The 20,413-nt window shown below is 64.6% G+C and carries 18 protein-coding genes; 13 read left to right on the plus strand and 5 right to left on the minus strand.

Features of this window, described 5'->3' with window-relative positions; genetic code table 11:
- Positions 1–18 precede the first annotated feature (18 nt).
- From B6V74_RS12780 to B6V74_RS12790, 3 genes are all read left to right on the plus strand, one after another.
- Complete coding sequence (locus B6V74_RS12780; RefSeq protein WP_088722967.1) at positions 19–843, plus strand: uracil-DNA glycosylase; 825 nt, start codon at positions 19–21, stop codon at positions 841–843.
- A 162-nt stretch (positions 844–1,005) separates the two neighbouring features.
- Positions 1,006–2,466: an efflux RND transporter periplasmic adaptor subunit gene (locus B6V74_RS12785; protein ID WP_088722968.1), complete on the plus strand. Its 1,461-nt coding sequence runs from the start codon at positions 1,006–1,008 to the stop codon at positions 2,464–2,466.
- Between the two features lies 1 nt (position 2,467).
- Complete coding sequence (locus B6V74_RS12790; RefSeq protein WP_088722969.1) at positions 2,468–5,836, plus strand: efflux RND transporter permease subunit; 3,369 nt, start codon at positions 2,468–2,470, stop codon at positions 5,834–5,836.
- A 24-nt stretch (positions 5,837–5,860) separates the two neighbouring features.
- Here B6V74_RS12790 and B6V74_RS12795 read toward each other — a convergent pair whose 3' ends face one another.
- The gene (locus B6V74_RS12795) at positions 5,861–6,718 is read right to left on the minus strand and encodes a protein-disulfide reductase DsbD domain-containing protein (protein WP_088722970.1); all 858 of its coding nucleotides are present in this window, start codon (positions 6,716–6,718) and stop codon (positions 5,861–5,863) included.
- 174 nt (positions 6,719–6,892) lie between these two features.
- Here B6V74_RS12795 and B6V74_RS12800 point away from each other — a divergent pair, with 174 nt between their 5' ends.
- Complete coding sequence (locus tag B6V74_RS12800; RefSeq protein ID WP_075776024.1) at positions 6,893–7,453, plus strand: YqgE/AlgH family protein; 561 nt, start codon at positions 6,893–6,895, stop codon at positions 7,451–7,453.
- 76 nt (positions 7,454–7,529) lie between these two features.
- Here the strand turns inward: B6V74_RS12800 and B6V74_RS12805 are convergent, their stop codons facing one another.
- The gene (locus B6V74_RS12805; protein WP_088722971.1) at positions 7,530–8,492 is read right to left on the minus strand and encodes an L-threonylcarbamoyladenylate synthase; all 963 of its coding nucleotides are present in this window, start codon (positions 8,490–8,492) and stop codon (positions 7,530–7,532) included.
- Positions 8,493–8,606: 114 nt separating this feature from the next.
- Between B6V74_RS12805 and B6V74_RS12810 the strand changes: the two genes are divergently transcribed.
- From B6V74_RS12810 to B6V74_RS12830, 5 genes are all read left to right on the plus strand, one after another.
- On the plus strand, positions 8,607–10,298 hold the full coding sequence (locus B6V74_RS12810; RefSeq protein WP_088720329.1) for an acyl-CoA dehydrogenase: 1,692 nt from the start codon (positions 8,607–8,609) through the stop codon (positions 10,296–10,298).
- Positions 10,295–11,347, plus strand: a complete 1,053-nt coding sequence (locus B6V74_RS12815; protein ID WP_088722972.1) for an MBL fold metallo-hydrolase — start codon at positions 10,295–10,297, stop codon at positions 11,345–11,347. Before B6V74_RS12810 ends, B6V74_RS12815 begins: the two co-directional genes overlap by 4 nt.
- Positions 11,344–11,838, plus strand: a complete 495-nt coding sequence (locus tag B6V74_RS12820; protein ID WP_075775974.1) for a DUF6173 family protein — start codon at positions 11,344–11,346, stop codon at positions 11,836–11,838. Before B6V74_RS12815 ends, B6V74_RS12820 begins: the two co-directional genes overlap by 4 nt.
- A 62-nt stretch (positions 11,839–11,900) precedes the next feature.
- Complete coding sequence (locus B6V74_RS12825) at positions 11,901–12,035, plus strand: aa3-type cytochrome c oxidase subunit IV (protein ID WP_075775975.1); 135 nt, start codon at positions 11,901–11,903, stop codon at positions 12,033–12,035.
- A gap of 46 nt (positions 12,036–12,081) precedes the next feature.
- Positions 12,082–12,717 carry a hypothetical protein gene (locus B6V74_RS12830; RefSeq protein ID WP_240497101.1) on the plus strand — a complete coding sequence of 212 codons (636 nt, stop codon included), beginning with the start codon at positions 12,082–12,084 and terminating at the stop codon, positions 12,715–12,717.
- A gap of 5 nt (positions 12,718–12,722) precedes the next feature.
- Here the strand turns inward: B6V74_RS12830 and B6V74_RS12835 are convergent, their stop codons facing one another.
- A complete protein-coding gene (locus tag B6V74_RS12835) occupies positions 12,723–13,745 on the minus strand; it encodes an AbrB family transcriptional regulator (RefSeq protein WP_240497102.1) in 1,023 nt (340 codons plus the stop codon).
- 312 nt (positions 13,746–14,057) lie between these two features.
- Between B6V74_RS12835 and B6V74_RS12840 the strand changes: the two genes are divergently transcribed.
- From B6V74_RS12840 to B6V74_RS12855, 4 genes are all read left to right on the plus strand, one after another.
- Positions 14,058–15,008 (plus strand): TAXI family TRAP transporter solute-binding subunit, encoded by a 951-nt coding sequence (locus B6V74_RS12840; RefSeq protein ID WP_075775976.1) that lies wholly within the window; start codon positions 14,058–14,060, stop codon positions 15,006–15,008.
- Positions 15,009–15,098: 90 nt separating this feature from the next.
- Positions 15,099–17,180: a TRAP transporter permease gene (locus B6V74_RS12845; RefSeq protein WP_088722974.1), complete on the plus strand. Its 2,082-nt coding sequence runs from the start codon at positions 15,099–15,101 to the stop codon at positions 17,178–17,180.
- Complete coding sequence (locus tag B6V74_RS12850; RefSeq protein WP_075775978.1) at positions 17,177–17,542, plus strand: DUF1850 domain-containing protein; 366 nt, start codon at positions 17,177–17,179, stop codon at positions 17,540–17,542. The genes B6V74_RS12845 and B6V74_RS12850 overlap by 4 nt, the downstream gene beginning before the upstream one ends.
- A 138-nt stretch (positions 17,543–17,680) precedes the next feature.
- Entirely contained in the window at positions 17,681–18,259 is a 579-nt protein-coding gene (locus B6V74_RS12855) for a LuxR C-terminal-related transcriptional regulator (protein ID WP_088722975.1), read from the plus strand.
- On the opposite strand, the gene B6V74_RS12860 is transcribed toward B6V74_RS12855, so the two are convergent.
- A complete protein-coding gene (locus tag B6V74_RS12860; protein WP_088722976.1) occupies positions 18,246–19,571 on the minus strand; it encodes a surface lipoprotein assembly modifier in 1,326 nt (441 codons plus the stop codon). The genes B6V74_RS12855 and B6V74_RS12860 overlap by 14 nt on opposite strands.
- The gene (locus B6V74_RS12865; protein WP_088722977.1) at positions 19,525–20,106 is read right to left on the minus strand and encodes a hypothetical protein; all 582 of its coding nucleotides are present in this window, start codon (positions 20,104–20,106) and stop codon (positions 19,525–19,527) included. The genes B6V74_RS12860 and B6V74_RS12865 overlap by 47 nt, the downstream gene beginning before the upstream one ends.
- Positions 20,107–20,413: the final 307 nt, after the last annotated feature.

A 20,413-nucleotide genomic window follows, 5' to 3' on the forward strand; every position in this document is an offset into this window, starting at 1 on the left:
ATGGGGTAGGGTCGCGCAATGGAGACTCAGCCGACCCTGGAAATCGACTATCACGCAGCTCTGGCCGCCCTCGAATGGCAGCTGGAAATGGGCGTCGACACCGTCATCGGTGACACGCCGGTCGACTGCTATGCGCTGCCCGATAAATCCGCGCAGGCCAAGGCGAAGGCGCCCGAGGCTGCGCCCGTGGCGGACCGGGATTTGCCGCCGGTGGCGCAGATGGCAAAGATCGAGGGCCCCGATCCGGTCGTGGTCGCGCGTGATGCAGCGGGCAAGGCCGAGACGCTCGAAGCTCTGCGGGCCGCAATCGACGCCTATGAGATGTGTGATCTGAAGCTCGGCGCGCGCAATACGGTCTTTGCCGATGGCAAGCCTGCCGCGCGGGTGATGATCATCGGCGAGGCGCCGGGGCGCGAAGAGGACCAGAAGGGCCTGCCCTTCGTAGGCCGCGCCGGTCAACTGCTCGACAAGATGTTCGGCGCGATCGGTCTCTCGCGGCAATCGCCCGATGCCGAGGCGGCGCTCTACATCACCAATGTCCTGCCTTGGCGTCCGCCGGGCAATCGCGACCCCGCGCCTGCCGAGATCGCGCAGATGCTGCCATTCCTCGCCCGCCATGTCGATCTGGCCGATCCTGACCTGATCGTTCTGATGGGCAATGCGTCCTGTGCGGCGGCGCTGGGCAAACGCGGCATTCTGCGGCTGCGGGGCACATGGGCCGAGGCCTTCGGGCGGCCTGCGCTGCCGATGACCCACCCGGCCTACCTGCTGCGCAATCCGGCGGCGAAGCGCGAGGCATGGGCGGATCTGCTGCAAATCCGCGCCCGTCTCGATCAGGCGTAAACCGCGCCAAACGGTCGCGTTTTCGTGAAAAAGTGACGGACGCGGCCCCGTGACGCGTAGAGATAACCATTCCCTGCGCCTATTTCGGCAAGGTAACATGGAAATCGCGCGACCGTGGGCAATCGCGAGCGCCCGCGCCACTGATGACTGATCGGAGATGCCATGCGCTTTCTCACCCGCTCCCTGATGGGGCTGTTTCTTTTGGCGCTGACCGTCGGCCTGCTGGCGATGGGCGGCTTCTCGATCTTTCAGGCGATGCAGGCCCGCAATGCCGAGAGCGGGCGTGCGCCCACTGCGCGCGAAAGGATTTTTGCTGCCAATGTGATCCCGGTCACCTTCAAGACGATGTCGCCCGTGCTGACCGCCTATGGCGAGGTGCGCTCGACCCGCGAGCTGGAACTGCGCGCCTCGGCGGCAGGCACGATCGTCGAGCTTGCCCCCGATTTCGAGGATGGTGCGGAGGTTGAGAAGGGCGAGCTTCTGGTCAAGCTGGACCCGGCGGAGGCGCAGGCGGCACGCGACAGCGCGGCTGCGACCGTGGCCGAGGCCGAAGCCGCGCTTGCGCAGGCCGAGCGCGCTTTGACCATCGCGAGGGACGACGTGACGGCGGCGCAGCGGCAAGCCGATCTGCGGCTCAAGGCGCTCGACCGGCAGCGCTCGCTCTCGGAGCGGGGCGTCGGCTCTGCTGCCAATCTGGAGACTTCGGAACTGGCGGCCTCGGCGGCCGATCAGGCGGTGTTGAACCGCCGCTCGGCATTGTCGACTGCGCAGGCGCAGCTCGATACCGCGCGCACCTCGCTGACCCGCGCCAAGATCGGCCTGACCGAAGCCGACCGGAAACTGGCCGATACCGAGATTCGCGCCGAATTTTCCGGGCGACTGGCCGAGGTGAACGCGGTCGCGGGTGGGCTGGTGTCCAATAACGAGATGCTGGGCAAGCTGATCGACCCCAACGCGCTGGAAATCGCCTTCCGCGTCTCCACCGCGCAGTTTGCGCGCCTGATCGACGCGCGGGGCGCGCTGCGCGATCTTCCCGTGGGGGTGGAGCTGGTCGCGGGCGAGGAGACGCTGACCGCCAAGGCAGAGCTTTCGCGCGTGTCGGCGGCGGTCGATGACGGGGTGACGGGGCGCCTGCTGTTCGCGCGTGTCACCGACGGTCTGGGCAATCTGCGTCCGGGCGATTTCGTGACCGTCCGGCTAGAGGAGCCCGCGCTCGAGAATGTCGCCGAGATTCCCGCCGCGGCGGTCGATGCGGATGGCACGGTTCTCGTGCTCGGCCCGGAAGACCGTCTGGAAACCGCCGATGTCTCCGTGCTGCGCCGTCAGGGCGACGCCGTCATCATCCGCGCTGATTTCGCGCCCGGCACCGAGATCGTCGCCGAGCGCACGCCGCTTCTGGGCCGTGGAATCAAGCTGCGTCCGATGCGCCCCAGTCAGTCGCAGGCGGCCGCCGGACCGGAGACGATCAATCTCGATCCCGAGCGCCGCGCCAAGCTGGTAAGCTTCGTCGAAACCAACAAAGTTATGCCTGATACTGCCAAGCAGCGGTTCCTTGCCGAGCTGAAGCAGGACGAGGTGCCCGTCGCCACCGTCGAGAAGCTCGAATCCCGGATCGGAGGCTGAGATGCGCTCCGACCTCGATCCACGCGAATTGCCGCCCGCCCGCGGGCTGATCGGCCTCTTTACCCGCCACGCGACGCTGGCGAATATCGTGCTGGTCGTGATGATCTGCGCGGGGCTCGTTGCCCTGCCGCGGATGCGCGCGCAGTTCTTCCCGGACTCGGTCGAGGAATCGATCACCGTCTCGGTGAAATGGGACGGCGCTGGCGCGGAGGAGGTCGACCGGGCGATCGTTCAGGTGCTGGAGCCGTCACTGATCTCGGTCGAGGGGGTGGAAGCCTCGGACAGCCGAGCCTCGGAAGGCTCGGCGCGGATCAGTCTCGATTTCGAACCCGGCTGGGACATGTCCCGCGCGGTGAACGATGTCGAGAACGCTTTGGCCTCGGCAGGCGATCTGCCCGAGGGGGCCGAAGACCCGGAAGTCGCACGCGGCGTCTGGCGCGAGACGGTGACCGACATGGTGATCACCGGACCGCTCTCCCCCGAGCAGTTGGGCCGACTGGGCGACGAGGCGGTCGTGCGGCTCTACCAGCAAGGCGTCACGCGCACCTCGCTCGCCGGGATCGCCGCGCCCGAGACGGTGGTCGAAGTGCCGACCGTCTCGATGATGGCCCATGACGTGACGCTGACGCAGATCATCGATGTGATCTCCGCCGAGGCGAATACCGATCCGGCGGGCGAAGTGGCGGGCGGTGCCACGCGGGTACGCACGGGCGAAGAGCGCCGCTCCGCCCCCGAAATCGAGAACCTCGTGATCCGCACCGAACCGGACGGTTCGCAGCTGACCGTGGGCGACGTCGCAAATATCCGGGTCGAGGGCGGGGACCGCAATCAGGCCTATTTCGTCGGCGACAATCCGGCGGTGGTGATCAATGTCGCGCGCTCTGCGGCTGGCGATGCGATCGCGATTCAGCGCAAGGTCGAAGGCGTGATCGACCAGATGCAGCCGACGCTGCCGGCGGGCACCTCGATGGATCTGGTGCGCACGCGCTCCGACGCGATCACGCAGCGCCTCGATCTGCTGGTGGGCAACGGGGTACTGGGGCTGGGCCTCGTGCTGGTGCTGCTGTTCCTGTTCCTCAATGCGCGCACGGCCTTCTGGGTGGCGATGGGGATCCCGACCTCGATGGCTGCGGCTCTGGCGGTGATGTATTTCACCGGAATGACGCTGAACATGATCTCGATCTTCGCGCTTATCCTGACGCTGGGGATTGTCGTCGACGATGCGATCGTGGTGGGTGAGCATGCCGATTTCCGCGCCCGCCATCTGGGAGAGCATCCCACGCTCGCCGCCGAGAATGGCGCGCGGCGCATGGCCGCCCCGGTCTTCGCCTCGACCTTGACCACGGTGATCGCCTTCGCCGGGCTGACCGTGATCGGCGGGCGCATGGGTAATATGATCGTCGATATTCCCTACACGGTGATCGCGGTGCTTGCTGCCTCGTTGATCGAGTGCTTCGTGATCCTGCCCAACCATATGAGCCACGCGCTGAGGCATACGTCCGAAGGCAAATGGTACGACTGGCCTTCGCGGCAGGCGAACCGCGGCCTCGACTGGTTCCGCCGCGTGGTGATGAAGCCGTTGACCCGCCTCATCGTCATCGGGCGCTACCCGGTGATCGCGGCGGCGATTGCGCTTCTGCTGTGGCAGGTCAGCTTCGTGATGTCGGGCAAGGTACAGTGGCGCTTCTTCAACCCGCCGGAACAATCGACGGTGAACGGCGCCTTCTCGATGGTCGAGGGCGCGACGCGGGCCGACACCGAAGAGATGATGCGCGCGATGCAGGCGACCGTCACCAAGGTCGCGAAGGAGTTCGAGGATGAGTACGGGGTGAACCCGGTCGAATACGCGCTGGGACAGATCGGTGGCGCGTCGGGGCGCGGGTTGGCCTCTGCCGATACCAAGGATGCCGATCTTCTCGGCTCGATCTCCATCGAGGTGATCGACCCCGATTACCGGCCCTATTCCAGCTTCGACTTCGTCTCGCGACTGCAGGCCGAAACGCCGCGCATGCCGCTGGTCGAGGAGATCAGCTTCCGCCGTTTCCGCTCCGGCGGGGCAGGGGACGGTATCGCGGTCCAGTTCTCGGGTAGCGAGACGCGCATCCTGAAGGAGGCCGCCGAAGACCTGAAGACGCAGCTTGCGCAATTCCCCGAAGTCTCGGCGGTGGAGGACAACCTCGCCTATGACAAGCAGGAGTTGATCCTTGATCTCACCCCGCAGGGCGAGGCGCTGGGCTTCGATATCGCGACGCTGAGCCGAGAATTGCGCGCGCGCCTGAACGGCACCGAGGCTGCGAGCTTCCCCGACGGGGTGCGCTCGGCCACGATCCGGGTGGAGCTTCCCGAGCAGGAACTGGCCGCCGATTTCATCGACCGGATGCAGTTGCGCGCACCGGGCGGCGAATGGGTGCCGCTGGCCGATATCGTCTCGGTGCGCAGCCAGACGGGCTTCTCGACGATCCGGCGCGAGGATGGCGTGCGGCAGGTCTCTGTCACCGGCGATGTCTCCGAGGACGACCCGGCGCGGGCCAACGAGATCATGGCGCGGATCAGCGACGACATCCTGCCCCGCATCGCCGAGGAGCGCGGCGTGGCCTATACGCTCACCGGGCAGGCCGAGCAGGAGCGCGACTTCCTGAGCGACGCCATGATGGGCCTGATCATGTGCCTGATCGGCATCTACATCGTGCTGGCGTGGATCTTCGCGAGCTGGACCCGGCCGATCGTGGTTATGTCGGTGATCCCCTTCGGCGCGGTCGGCGCGATCTGGGGTCACTACATCTGGAACCTGCCGATGTCGATGTTCGCCGTTGTAGGCGGAATCGGCATGGTGGGGATTATCATCAACGACGCGATCGTGTTGATCTCAACGGTGGACGAATATGCCGAACGACGCGGCATGGTGCCCGCGATCGTCGACGCGGTCTCGGATCGTCTGCGCCCGGTGCTGCTGACGACGCTGACGACGGTTCTGGGCCTCGCGCCGCTACTCTACGAACAGTCGAGCTCGGCGCTGTTCCTGAAATCCACTGTCATCACGTTGGTCTACGGTCTGGGCTTCGGGATGGTGATCGTGTTGCTGGTCGTGCCCGCGGTGCTGGCGGTGCAGCTCGATTTCGGGCGGCAGGTGCAGGCGGTGCGTCACGGCGTGCGGGTCGTACGGCTGCGCGGCATTCTGGCCGGGGTTGCGGCGCTGATGGCGGTGGGCTTCGCGCTCACGCTGGGCCGCGCGATGTGGGAGGGGGAGGCGCTGATGCCCGCCTTCGGAGGCTTCGCGCTGATCGCGGCGATGGTGGCGATGGGGGCGGGGCTGATCGCGCCGCGGCTTTTGCGCGGCCATATCCGCCACAGGCCACCGCCCGAAGTCTGAGAAGTCCGACGCCTGACGGGGTGATTACTCGGTGCAGCCCATGATCTCGACCGCGCCGCGATCGGAGAGCACGGTGATGCGTAGATCGCTCGGATCGAGGTCGAAGGGTTTCGCGTCGGGCGGCACGAAGTCGGCGCTCGTCACGAGGGTGTCGCCCTCGCGGTGGCTGTCGGCCTCGGACACCCAGACCGGGCGCGAGGCCAGTTCCAGAAGGGTATTTTCCTTGCCGATAGCGGGCGGCAGGTCGATCCGCGCCGTGAGTCGCACCCCGTCCTTCTTCGGCTCCGTCTCGCAGCGCGTCGGCGGGTCGATCTGGCGTGGTTCGCGTGCAAGCGCCGCCTGAATCTTCGGATCGGTGGTGCCGTCGGCGGTGACCTCCGTTTCCAGCTGCAGGCTGACCGGCACGCAGATATTCTCGCAGATCCCGATCATCACGTCGGCTTTCAACTGCACCGGCTTGTCCGGGTCTTTCGGCGTCACCGAGATCGGCAGCACGACGCCGTCGTGATAGCCGACGGTGCGCATCCCGGAGGACAGGAACACTTCCGGTGCGGGCCAGTGGACTACGGCGGAGGCGAGATTGCTCGACCCGGTGAACTGAATATGCGGCGGGATGCCTGCATCGCCCGGCGAGCGCCAATAGGTCTTCCAACCGGGAGCGAGCGCGATCTCCAGCGCCGCCATACGGGCGCCATTCGCGCCTTTTCCGCCTGCGCGCAGCTGCGCCTGTTCCAGCCCCGGGGGCGTCGGCAGTGCGGGCATTGATGCCTCCTGCGGCGCGACCTGCTCCTGCGCTGCGATCTGCGCAACAGCTTCCTGCGCCGCCACGCCAAGCGGGCAACAACCGAGCAGAATTCCCATCACTGGTAACAAACGTGTCATATCTTTTACCTAGTCGCTTCCCTGCACGTTCAGAAGTCACAAACGCGACAGAAGCGTGCAACATTTTGTCCAGGCGCGTCACAATACCAAACAATTCCTGCGTCCGGCTTGAATCGACGTCTTCCCCGCGCCACCTTAAATAGAGACTGGATGCATTTTGCGGAGGGGATCGAGATGGACCTGACAGGCAAGTTTCTGATCGCGATGCCCGGCATGGGCGATCCGCGATTCGAGCATTCGGTGATCGCCGTATGCGCCCATTCCGATGAGGGTGCGATGGGCTTGATCATCAACAAGCCCTTGCCTTCGCCGGCCTTCTCGGACCTTCTCGAAAGCCTCGATATCGACCGGCCCGGCGCGGATATCCGCCTCGATCAGCCGATCCTGTTCGGTGGCCCGGTCGAGACCGGGCGCGGCTTCGTGCTGCATTCGCCCGACTGGACGACCGGCGAGGGCCAGATGGAGGTCACCGATCGCCTGCGCATGACCGGCACGCGCGACATTCTCGAAGACATCGCGCGGGGGCGCGGCCCGAACCAGGCGCTGATGGCGCTGGGGTATGCGGGCTGGGGGCCGGGGCAGCTTGAAGAGGAAATCCTAGACAATGGCTGGCTCACCGCCGACAGCGATGCCGATCTCGCGCTCGATAGCGATCACGAGACGAAATGGGTGCGCGCGCTGGAAGGCATGGGGATCGACCCGCGGACGCTCTCGGCTGCTGCTGGTCATGCTTGAGGGCTGAACGGGGCTCCGCCCTCTCGGCGCGTCCGCGCCTCACCCCCGTGATATTTAAGCCAAAACGAAGACGCAATCAGTCGCGCGGCGCCGCCGCGCGGCGCAGGCGGTCGTTGATCGCGCGACCGAGGCCGGTTTCCGGGACCGGGGCGAAGGCGAGCGTGTCGAGGCCGCGCGTCTTCGCCAGCGCATCGCCTTTGCGCAGCATAGCGAAAAGATTTGCGGCGGCTTCGGTCAGATCGCCTGAAGGCGATAGGTTCAGATCGGCGGTCGGGCAATCGCCGCCGAAGCCGATCCAGACCGCGTCGGGGCGCGGGGCGGTCACGTCCAGCAGCACGGCCGCGCCCGGCGCGTAATGCGATTTGAGCTGCCCCGGTGCATTTGGTTTGGATGCGTCACCGCCGGTGGGCAGCGGCTGACCGATCAGTGCCTCGATCTCTTCCGCAGCGACCCCGCCGGGGCGAAGCAGCGCGGGCGGATCGAGTGCGAGGATGGTCGATTCCACCCCGACCACGCAGGGGCCGCCATCGATCACCGCCGCGATCTTGCCGTCCAGCCCGTCAATCACATGCTGCGCTGTGGTCGGGCTGATCTTGCCGGAGGGGTTCGCAGAGGGCGCGGCGAGCGGCCCGCCGAATTCCGTCAGCAGCGCGCGGGCGACCGGATGCGCGGGCAGGCGGATCGCGACCGTGTCATGCCCGGCGGTCACCAGATCGGAAAGCCCGGCATCGGGGCGCAGCGGCAGCACCAGCGTCAGCGGCCCCGGCCAGTAGCGTGCGGCGATCTGGCGTGCATCGTCAGAGACCACGGCGATCTCTTCGGCCGCTTCGATCGAAGGCAGATGCACGATCAGCGGATTGAACTTCGGACGCCCCTTCGCCGCGAAGATGGCCGCCACCGCGCGGTCGTTGCGCGCATCGCCTGCAAGCCCGTAGACCGTCTCGGTCGGCATTGCGACCAGTTCGCCCGCGCGCAGCAGGGCGGCTGCCTGTGCGTAGCCCTCGGCATCAGCGGAAAGGAGTTTCGTGTCTTGGCTCATGCAGTCGTGACGCAGCGTTGGAGTTGAAGGGGGCTGCCCTTGCGGTAGGGTGATGGCAACCCGACAGGACATAGACGCGCGCGCGGCAATTGCCAAGCTGCCCGGAGGAGACCCATGACTTACCGTTCCCCCGTCACCGACATTCGTTTCATCCTCGATCACGTCGTGCCGCTTGCGCCCGTCGCCGCCACCGAGATGTTCGCCGAAGCGACCCCCGATATGGTCGAGGCGATCCTCACCGAAGGCGGCAAGCTCTGCGACGAGGTGATCGCGCCGACCAATCGCGACGGCGACCTGACGCCCGCGAAACTGGAGAACGGCGTCGTGCGCTCGTCGCCCGGTTTCAAGGAGGCCTTCGCAGCGCTTGCAGAAGGCGGCTGGATTGGCATCGCGGCGACCCCGGAACATGGCGGGATGGGCCTGCCGCAGGCGCTCAACGTCGGCTTCAACGACATGCTGTCGGGCGCGAACCTCGCGCTGCAGCTCAGCCCGCTGCTGACGCAGGGCCAGATCGAAGCGCTGGAGCATCACGCCTCCGACGAGATCAAGGCGCTGTATCTGCCCAAGCTGATCTCGGGCGAATGGTCGGGCACGATGAACCTGACCGAGCCGGGGGCAGGCTCCGACGTGGGGGCGCTCAAGACCAAGGCGGTGCCGAATGACGACGGCACCTATGCGATCTCGGGCCAGAAGATCTACATCACCTGGGGCGACAATGATTGCGTCGAGAATACCTGCCACCTCGTGCTGGCGCGCCTGCCCGATGCGGCGCCCGGCACGAAGGGCATCAGCCTGTTCATGGTGCCGAAGCTGATCCCGGATGCCGATGGCAAGCCGGGCGTGGCGAACTCGCTGAAAGTGGTTTCGCTGGAGCACAAGCTGGGTATCCATGGCTCGCCGACCTGCGTGATGAGCTACGAGGGCGCGACCGGCTGGCTCGTCGGCGAAGAGAACAAGGGCATGGCCGCGATGTTCACGATGATGAACAACGCGCGTCTGAACGTCGGCGCGCAGGGCATCGGCGTGGCCGAAGCGGCCTATCAGCAGGCGCTGGCCTATGCGAAGGACCGGGTGCAATTCGCGCCGATCGTGGAGCATGCCGATGTGCGCCGGATGCTCTCGGGCATGAAGGCCGAGATCTTCGCGGCGCGGTCGATTGCGCTGGCCTGTGCGGTGGCGATCGACATGGGGCGTGCGACCGGCGATGCGAACTGGCAGGCCCGCGCGGCGCTGCTGACGCCGATCGCGAAGGCCTATGGCACCGATATGGGCATCCGCGTTGCCTCGACCGGGATCCAGATCCATGGCGGCATGGGCTTCATCGAGGAGACGGGCGCTGCCCAATATCTGCGCGACGTGCGGATCACCACGATTTACGAAGGCACCAACGGCATTCAGGCGATGGACCTCGTGGGCCGCAAAATGATGGACGAGGGCAAGGCCGCCTTCCGTCTGCTGCAGGAGATCGAGGACGAGGCGCAGGGCGCACGTGGCGATTTCCCGGTGCTGGCCGAAGACGTCTGGCAGGCCGCCGAGGAATTGCGCGAGCACACGGAATGGATGGTGCGCCAAGGCATGCAGGATCGTTTCGCGGGTGCCGTGCCCTATCTCGACGCCTTCGCGCGGGTGCTGGGGGGCTATTACCACCTGCGCGCCGCCATGGCCGAGGGCCGCGATTCCGCGCGCGGGCATCTGGCCGCCGTCTATATCCGCCGCCTGATGCCGGCCTATGCGGCCTCGCTGGCCGAGGCGAAGGAGGGGGCCGAGGGGCTCTACGCGCTCAGCGTCGAAGATCTCGAGGCATGAGGGGCGAGGACACCCCCGCGTCGGCGAGCGGCATCCGCTATCCTTGGGCGGAGCCGCCAGATCCGGGCGGCGAGATCGAGGTCGCACCCGGCGTGATTTGGATCCGGCTGCCGCTGCCCATGGCGCTCGATCACGTCAATTGCTTTGCGTTGGACGAGGGCGATAGCTGGGCGCTGGTCGATCCGGGCATCGACACGCGCAAATGTCGCGCGGCGCTGCAGGCGGCTATGGACGGACCGCTGGGTGGCAAGCCGGTCACGAAGGTTCTGGTGACCCATTACCACCCCGATCATATCGGGCTGGCAGGCTGGCTGCAGGAGCAGGGCGCGGAGCTGATAACCACGCGGACCTCGTGGCTGTTTGCGCGGATGCTGCAACTCGATCCGCAGGATCGGCCCGTGGCCGAGACCCTGACCTATTACCGCCGCGCCGGGATGGACGCGGCGCTTCTGGACAAACGCGCCAATGAACGCCCCTTCAACTTCGCCGATTGCGTTCATGCGATGCCGCTCGGTTTCACCCGGATCGTGGAGGGCGACGAGATTACCCTCGGCGCGCGGCGTTGGTCGGTGAAGATGGGCGACGGTCACGCGCCCGAACACGCGACGCTGTGGAGTTTGGACGACGATCTGGTCCTGGGCGGCGATCAGCTGCTCCCCTCGATCTCGGCCAATCTCGGTGTTTACGCGACCGAACCCGAGGCCGATCCGCTGGCGGACTGGCTTACCTCCTGCGCGCGGTTTGCCGAGATCGCGGAGGATCGCCATCTCGTGCTGCCCGGCCACAAGCTGCCTTTCACCGGGCTGCCGCTGCGGCTGCGTCAGATGATCGAGAACCACGAGGGCGCGCTGAAACGTCTGCGCAAGCATCTCGACACCCCGCGCACCGCTTGCGATTGCTTCCCGCCGCTGTTCAAGCGCCAGATCGACGAGAGTACCCACGGGCTCGCGATGGTCGAGGCGATGGCGCATCTCAACCATCTTTGGCACAAAGGGGAAGTGAGCCGCACCTTGCGAGAGGACGGCGCCTGGCTTTGGAGCCTGAAATGACCGAAATACGCACCACCGCCGAAGCCCATGAGGAAGCTGCCCTTCCGAATGCGAAGGTGGTGCATACCTCGGAGAACGCGCCGAAGACCGCCGAGGTCAAACCGCTTCCGCCCGAACTGGCTCGGGCGCGGCCCGAGGACAAGAGCCCGGCGCAATGGGCCTATGAGCGAGTGTTGCTCTATATCCAGAACTTCGAAGAGCAGCTGCAGGAAGACGAAGAAGTCGTGCTTGGCCTCACCGGCGGCGAGGCGGGCGTCCTGCAGATCGAGGGGATCGGTTTTTTCGATCCCGACATCCTCACTTTCTACGGCACCGACGAATACGGCGCGCGCACGCAGCTCATCCAGCATGTGAACCAGCTCAACGTGATGCTGATCGCGCAACCGAAACCCGCCGAGGACGAGGCGCCGCGGCGGATCGGCTTCCGGCTCGCCCGTGCGCTGGAGGAAGAAATTGCGCCGGAGACCAAGAACCCGCAAGACGAGACGTGACAGCCTGTCGCAGCTCGGCTAGTTTTCCCTCTGGGAGATCAGCGCAATAGGGAGAACGCGCAATGGCCGAGTACAAACCGGGCAACATGGACATTCGTGACCAAGAGAGAACATTCAACGGATTTGTTCGCTTCGTCACGGTTTCGGTGATTGTGATCATCTGTTTTCTGGTGTTTCTCGCATTGGTGAATGGCTGACGCGACCGGCGCAGCTGAGAGACACTCAGAACGGGAGATCAGGTAGATGATGCGCCTGCTTCTTGTCTGCCTGATGCTGCCGCTTCTCCTGGCCGGCTGCGGTGCAGACCACATTTACGCCTCGGATGCCGAGGTCGCCAAATATCGCTATGTTTCCGACGAGCCGCCTTCGGTCACGCTTTATACCGTGATCTCGACCAATACCGGGTCGGGCGGGCATTCGGCATTGCTGATCAACGGGCGCGAGCGGATCATCTTCGATCCGGCGGGCACCTGGAACCATCCCTGGGCACCCGAGCGCAACGACGTGCATTTCGGCATCACCGAGAAGATGCGGAAATTCTACATCGACTATCATGCCCGCAAGAGCTGGTACGTGCGCGCGCAGAAAATGCCACTGACGATGGCGCAGGCCGATCAGTTGATGGCGCGGGTGGAGCGCAACGGCTCGGTCAACAAGATGATGTGTGCGGATTCGGTGTCGAGCGCGCTGCGCGATATGCCGTGGCTGCACGATCAGATTCCCTTCACCTTCTCGCCGCTGAAGCTGTCGCGGGCGTTCGGAGAACTGCCGGGCGTCACCGAGAAGGATCATTACGACGACGATCCCGATGACAATTCGGGCGTGTTGATGATCCAGCAGCAGCCCTACAATCACGGTGACACCCAGTTCAACGAGTGAACGGGTTACACATCACCTCGCCTGCGTGACAATGCGCGGGCGAGCGCGGGGCCCGCGACCAGCACCAGCAGGAATCGGGCGATCTGCATCGCCATCACGAAGGGCACATCAACCTGCGTGCCCGCCGCGATGATCGCCACCGAATCCGCGCCGCCGGGGCTGGTGGCGAGATAGGCGGTCACCGGCTCTATCCCGGCGAAATAGACCAGCCCCATGGCAAAAGCGGCGCAGAGCGCGATCAGCGCGATGATCGAGCCGAGGATGCGCGGCAGAAGCCGTGCGGCGTGGCCCAGCACGGCACGGGTAAAGCGCATTCCGATGCCCCAGCCGACGACCGCGTAGCTGATCGCGAGCACGGTCTGGGGCAGGGTGATCTCCAGCAGGCCCGTGGCGCCGGCGATCAAGCCGAAGGCCATCGGCAGCAGCAGCCCGCCGCCCGGAATGCGTAGCCGCACCCCCAGAAAGCCCGCCCCGATCCCGAGCGCAAGCGACTCCGCCGCGCCGAGGAAGTCGGTCGGACCCTCCTGAGCCATTGCCGTGCCAACCTCGCCGCCCTGTGCCACGCCGAAGAGCTGCACGACGGCAGTTGCGGCGATCGCGCAGCAGGCGACACGGGTATATTGCATGACGGCGACAAGGCGCATATCGGCGCCGTAATCGTCCGACATCAGCGTCATCGCTGTCGCGGCACCGGGCGAGGAACCCCATATCGCCGTCGTCCCCGGTAACCCGCCCGCACGCGCCATCACCCAGCCGAGCGCGCTCGCCCCCAGCACGGTCGAGAGTGTCCCGGCAAGGAAGATCGGCCAGTCGCGGGCGATCTCGGGCAGGATCGAGGCGGGAAGCTTCGAGGCGATCATCACCCCCACGACACCTTGCGCGGCAACGAAGCCCAGAGGCGGCAAACGCACGGCCCCGCCGCTCGCGGCGAGCGTGATCGCGGCCGCCATCGGACCCAGCAGAAACGCAGCCGAGAGATGCGCAAGGCTCAGCGCGAAGGCCAAAACTGCGGAGCTCGCAAGCAGCACGGCCCAACGCAATGCTGCGGGCCAGCGGGCGGGGGAGTATCGGAAGGGAGGCAAAGAGCGCATAGGGGCTTTGAAGAAGAAAATCAACTGTTTCCCAGCAGATAGGGCTCGTAGCGTCAAGCGCATAGCGAAATTCGAAACTTCCGCTCGGGAACCCTAATTGCGATCGAGCGCGCCGTCGTTCACGTCAAGCGGAGAATTTTCCGCTTTCTGGTTTCATCGACGTGAATTGAATTGATCCCCGCGCAAAACCCGTCACTTTGGGGCCGGTCCCGCTTTTCACTGCGGGCAATGACATATGGGAGGATTACGATGTTCCAACACATCAAGCTCGGCGCGCTCGTCGCCGGGGCGATTGCTTTGAGCGCACCCGTGGCCAAGGCCGAAAGCTTCATCAACATCCTGACCGGGGGCACCTCGGGCGTTTATTATCCGCTCGGTGTGGCTCTTTCAGAAGTCTATGGCGAGAACATGAAGGACGTGCGCGTTCAGGTGCAATCGACCAAGGCGTCGGTCGAGAACCTGAACCTGCTGCAACAGGGCCGGGGGGAGCTGGCCTTCGCACTGGGCGACTCGGTGAAGGATGCCTGGGAAGGCAATGCGGATGCGGGCTTCAAGGCCAAGCTCGGCAAGCTGCGCGCGATCGCTGCGATCTACCCGAACTACATCCAGCTCGCCGCACTCAAGGATGCCGGCGCGACCACCATCACCGATCTCAAGGGCAAGAGCCTTTCGGTCGGCGCGGCGAAATCGGGCACCGAGCTGAATGCGCGCAAGATCTTCGACGCGGCGGGCATGAGCTATGATGATCTGGGCAAGGTCGAATACCTTCCGTTCTCGGAATCGGTCGAACTGATGAAGAACCGCCAGCTCGACGCGACCTTCCAGTCCTCGGGTCTGGGCAACGCGGCGCTGAAGGATCTGTCGACCACGCAGGACGTGACCTTCGTCGAGATCCCCGCCGACATCGCAGAAAAGCTCGGCGCGCCCTACAAGGCAGGCGTGATCCCGGCAGGTACCTATCCGGGGCAGGACGCGGATGTGCCGACGGTGGCGATCACCAACATCCTCGTCACCCGCGAAGGTGTTTCGGATGAAGAGGCCTACCAGATGACGAAGCAACTCTTCGAACATCTCGACACGCTCAAGGCCGCGCATTCGGCCGCGAACGGCATCTCGCTCGAGGCGGCGGTGCAGGGCCTTCCGATCCCGCTGCATCCGGGTGCGGAGAAATACTACAAGGAGCAGGGCGTGCTGAAATAAGCCGCTAGAGCTCAGGTGAGGGGCGGCGCGCTTTTCGGGTCGCCCCTGATCGTTCGGGCCAAAGCGCCCAAACCGGGGGAGGAGACAGGCATGGACAACAAAGAAGAAGCAGCGGTCGACGCGGCGGTGCACGATCCGCTGGCTGGCGGCTTTCCGCAATCGCGCGAGGGGCGGGCGCTGTTCTGGCTCGCGGTCGCTTTCTCGGTCTGGCAGATCGCCTTCGCCGCCCATGTCATCAACCCCTCGAGCCAGATTGCGCGGGCCGTCCATGTGGGCTTCCTGCTCGCGCTCGGCTTTCCGCTGCTTGCCATCGCCCGAGGCTTCGGTCCGGTCGGACGCTCCATCGCCTATATCCTGGCCGCAGCCGGAGTCGCTGTCGCCGCCTATCAATGGATCGAATACACGCCGCTTCTGCTGCGCGCGGGTGATCCGAACACGCTCGACCTCGTGGTCGGCTGCGTGCTTCTGATCACCGTCTTCGTCGCCGCCTGGATGCTGATGGGTCCGGCGCTGCCGATCATCGCGGGCACGTTCTTCCTCTATGCCATGTTCGGCCAACACCTGCCGTCACCGTTGAACCATCGCGGCTACGCCTTCGAGCAGGTGATCGAACAGATGAGTTTCGGCACCGAAGGCATCTACGGCATCCCGACCTATGTGTCGGCAACTTATATCTTCCTGTTCATCCTCTTCGGCGCCTTCCTCGAGAAAGCCGGGATGATCAAGCTGTTCACCGATGTCTCGCTCGGTATGGTCGGGCACAGGATGGGCGGGGCCGCGAAGGTCTCGGTCCTGTCTTCGGGGCTGATGGGCACGATCTCGGGCTCGGGCGTCGCCAATGTCGTGACCACCGGGCAGTTCACGATCCCCCTGATGAAGAGCTTCGGCTACCGCTCCGCCTTCGCGGGCGGCGTCGAGGCCACGTCTTCGATGGGCGGGCAGATCATGCCGCCGGTGATGGGCGCTGTGGCCTTCATCATGGCAGAGACGCTGGGCGTCGATTACGTCGAGGTCGTCAAGGCCGCGCTGATCCCGGCGATCCTCTATTTCGCGGGGGCGTTCTGGATGGTCCATCTGGAGGCCGGAAAGCGCGATCTGCGGGGCCTTGCGAAATCCGAACTGCCGAGCCCGCGCAAGGCGCTGAAAGAGGGGTGGTATCTGCTGCTGCCTCTGGCCGTGCTCGTCTACCTGCTGTTCACCGGCTACACGCCGCTTTTCGCGGGTACCGTGGGCCTGTCGCTCACGGGCCTCCTGATTCTCGGAGGTTCGGTCGCGCTCGGCCTGCCCAATCAGGTGCTGCGTGTGATCTTCTGGGTCGTGCTGGCGCTGGTCGCGGCGGCTTTCTTCGAATTCGGCATCTGGGCGGTGCTGCTGGCCATCGCGGTGCTGATCGCGATCAACGTCTTCTCGAAGGGCGGGCGCGAAACCTTGGCGCTCTGTCGCGACAGCCTCGCTGATGGCGCGCGGACCGCGCTTCCCGTCGGCATTGCCTGCGCGCTCGTCGGCGTGATCATCGGCGTCATGACCCTGACGGGGGCCGCGACCACCTTCGGGCAGTTCATCGTCGGCGTCGGCAAATCGAGCCTGTTCCTGTCGCTGATCCTGACCATGATCACCTGCATCGTGCTGGGGATGGGGATTCCCACGATCCCGAATTACATCATCACCTCCTCGATCGCGGGCCCGGCGCTTCTGGACCTCGGCGTGCCGCTGATCGTCAGCCACATGTTCGTCTTCTATTTCGGGATTCTCGCGGACCTGACGCCCCCCGTGGCGCTCGCCTGTTTCGCGGCGGCCCCCATTGCGAAGGAGAGCGGTCTGAAGATCAGCTTCGAAGCGATCAAGGTCGCCGCCGCAGGTTTCGTCGTGCCCTTCATGGCGGTCTACACGCCCGCGCTGATGCTGCAGGATGGTGGGCCACTCGCCGCCGCGATCGGCTATTGGCCAGCGGTCGCCTACATCGTGATCAAGGCGCTGCTGGCGCTGTCGCTCTGGGGTGTTGCGGTGATCGGCTGGCTGGGCCGCCCGCTGGCGATCTGGGAGCGCGTGCTGGCCATGGTCGCGGGCTTCACCCTGATCGCGGCATTGCCACTGACCGACGAGATCGGCTTCGCGCTCGTCGCCGCGTTCGGCGCGGCGCTCTGGCTGGGCCGCAAGCGGGCGATGGCATGAGCGCCTCATGCCTGATGGTCGGCGCCGCGATGGTGGCGCTGGCGAGCGATGGTCAGTTCTCGCTCCAATGGATGCATTCGGTCGAGCATGAGGGCTGGCGCGAACATTGGCAGGTGACCGACCATGACACGCTGCGCCTCGTCGGCGCGGCGGTGAAAGGCTCGGGTGCTGGGATGGAGCCCGGCCCGGGCGGTCATTTCGAGGATGGCTGGTGGGTTTGGACGACCGATGGTCCGGATGTGCCCACGCTGACCCTCGCGGCTTCCGGCGCCACGATCTCGGGCTGGACGCTCTGCTCGAAGAAATGCGAAACCATAGGTGCCGATCGCGAGGCCCCGATCCACATCGCCCCCTGCGACTGACCGGAGTTCCGAGTAGCGACTGGTCGGCCTCGACCGCGCCGTTTTTTTCGTGAGTTGTCGTGAATCGTATTGTGAACGGCGTCAGAAATCGGATACGAATGATTCATATATAGATGATTGTATTCATTCAGAGATTTCATGACCTATCCGTTTCAAAACGGCGCAGGGGCTAGCCAGTGCGCTGCGCTGGAGGCCGCCTGCGATATTTTTTCATCCGGGATAGTCGCCGGGCCGAATGCGCCGATGCAAACCTTCCTCAAACGAGACCTCGGCATCACCGCGCGCGAACCTCTGAGCCTGTCGATGGTCCCGGGCGGACGCCTCTTGCGCGCGCCGGTCCTCTCGGCCACCGCCCGTTGGGCGGCGCAAGCCACCGTGCTCCGGCCTCGCGTCAAGCGCCTGCCGAACCTGAGGCAAATAAATCTCCTCCCGCTCGCGCCCGGACGCGCACGCTGTATCCTTTTTCTGAATACGGAGGAGTTCGCAGCGGAAGAAAACATTCCGAATATCACCCGCCGCGAGCGTCAGATCCTTGTCCGCGCCGTGCGTGGCGAACGCCGGGAACAGGTGGCTTTCGCATTGGGCGTTTCGGTTTCGACGGTCGACATGCATCTCCGGAATCTGCGCGAGAAATTCGGCCTTCGTACGACCAATGCAGTTGTCGCGCGGGTGGTGGAACTGGGGCTTTGCGAAGAAGACGCCCTCAGAACTGGGTGACGAAATGTACGCCGCAATCGAGCGAAAGATAGCTGTAAAGCGACACGTTCGACCGGTTGCGCCGCGCGGTGCAGCTCAGTTGAGGTGTCGTGCCCATCACTTTGAAGCTTTCCAGCCCGACTGAGGCGGTGAGGGAAATGTCGCGATCCACGCGTGGCTTTCCGAACAACGGAAAGTCCCCGTCGAAGTCGCGCAGCCCGGCTGTCGCGGAGAGTTTCGCGCTAAGCGTTCTCGTGATGCGGCGGCTCGCTCCTACGGTGAGAGCTGCGCGGGTGTAGCTTTGATAATCGCTACGCAAATCTGTGCGCTCGAGCCGCAGTGCGAGCTCGAGGCGGGAGCGGCGTGAAATGGCTCTGTCGTAGCCAAGGCTGAGTGCGTAGCGTGGCCCGTTGAGATAGCGTTTTGCCTCGAAGCGGCTTTGAGTGACGGAGCCGATGACCGTGAGGTTGGCGTCATGTGCGAGCCGCCAATGGCGGTCGAGGTTGAGACTCGTATCGGTCGCATCGGATCGCGTTTGACCATGTGTAGCGGCATAGAAGCTGTGCCCAGCCTCGATTGTCGCGCCCCAAGGGGCTCCTGCGATGAGACGCTCGTAGCGCACCGAAAAGCTCGGTTTCACGAAGCGCAGTTCCTTGGGCGAGTACCAGTTTCCCGACACCGCGCCGCGCAGGCGCAACCGCCAATCGAGCGCAGGGTGGATGTAATAGTCGACGCTCGCGCTGGCGCCGAGCCCCAACCCCGACGTTTCCCGGCCGCCATCCGTGATCTGGAATCGCCCCGCTTTGGTTACGAAAACCTTCTGCGAGGAGACATGACCGAGATTGCTTGTCGGCAGAAGCGAGATCTGCCCCGAGATCCGCCAAGGGTGCGATTGATCGAGTTGTCGCAAGGCCGCGTTGAAAGCCATCTCGCGATCCGGCGCGCGATCCGCAACATATCGAAGTACCCGATCCGCGCGTTTCGGGGAGCCGATCTGGTCGAGGCTTCGCTCGAGCGCGCTTTGTGCGGGCAAGTATTTCGGAGCCTTCGCTGCGATCGTCCCGAGAATGGTGATCGCGGTGAGCGTGTCGCCTTCGGCGCTGAGACGAGCGCCGATCCGCGTCCAATCCGCGAGACTGTGATCTCGAGGCGCGGCTGACAGAGGGGTGGCGCAAAGAAAAGCCGCCGTCGCAGTCAGCAGCTTTTTAGAAAAGCTCATGAAAAACCCATCGTTGGAAAATCGAAACACTGGAGGCCATTGGGCCCCCAGCGCTTGTGTCCGAAGTTTACTGCTGCTCTGCGTGGAACGTGCCGGTAACTTGTTCGGAGCCATTGGGGGTAACTTCGGTGCCAGTTACATCGCCCAACGCGACATACTTCCCGTTATCGTCATAAACAGAGCCCGCCATTTGAAGATTTGCAGTTACGCTGCCTTCATCGTCGCTCACGGTTCCGGTGACATTTGCCGCGATTGCGCTCGAGCTATCAATCGTCCCGTCAACGGTAAGCGAGCCCTTCAGGTCCATGACCTTTTCGCTTAAGTCCGGCGTGTAGGCGGCGAATTCGGTCACTTTGCCAGTGACTTTCCTGTTGTCGAAGTCAACGTCCATCGCCAAGCGGCCCGCGGCCGGGTTGTCAGATGTTTTGGCCGGGTCAAGTTTCAGCTGGCCCGTAAGGTTTGCGGTACCGGTCGGATCTTGAGCGACCAAGAGGTCGCCGTCGGCGACGCGGGTCGCGAGGCTGTCGTAAGTGGCTTGGTTCTGCGACACCTCAGCTGCGCTGAAGGAATTGCTGCCATCGCCACTGCCCATGCAGCCTGCAAGTGCGAAACAGACGGCGGTCGCGGTGATCGAAAGTTTATAAGACATTAATTTCCCTATTTTCCCAAAACGAGCCAGACCTTGGCTCGCACAGGTCAGGTGCAGGATTCTGGCGGATTTCGGCAATCTGAAGTAAACCACAGGTTGCGCCCGATCATGCCAAGGTTGCTTGAGCGGTCGAGTGTACGGCTCTCGCTCAAGCCTCTCTCGGTGGAAGGCGAGGTGTGGTTTCCGAGACACTCGCGGTAACGGTTCGTTAACCCTGCGGCTCGAACGGAAAGGCGTCGTTATCCCGGTAAAACCTGAGAAAATCCCGACAGATTAGGCGGGGCCTGAAATTTGGCCCGGCGAACAG

The sequence above is a fragment of the Thioclava sp. F42-5 genome, from assembly GCF_002213195.1.
Lineage (GTDB): Bacteria > Pseudomonadota > Alphaproteobacteria > Rhodobacterales > Rhodobacteraceae > Thioclava > Thioclava nitratireducens.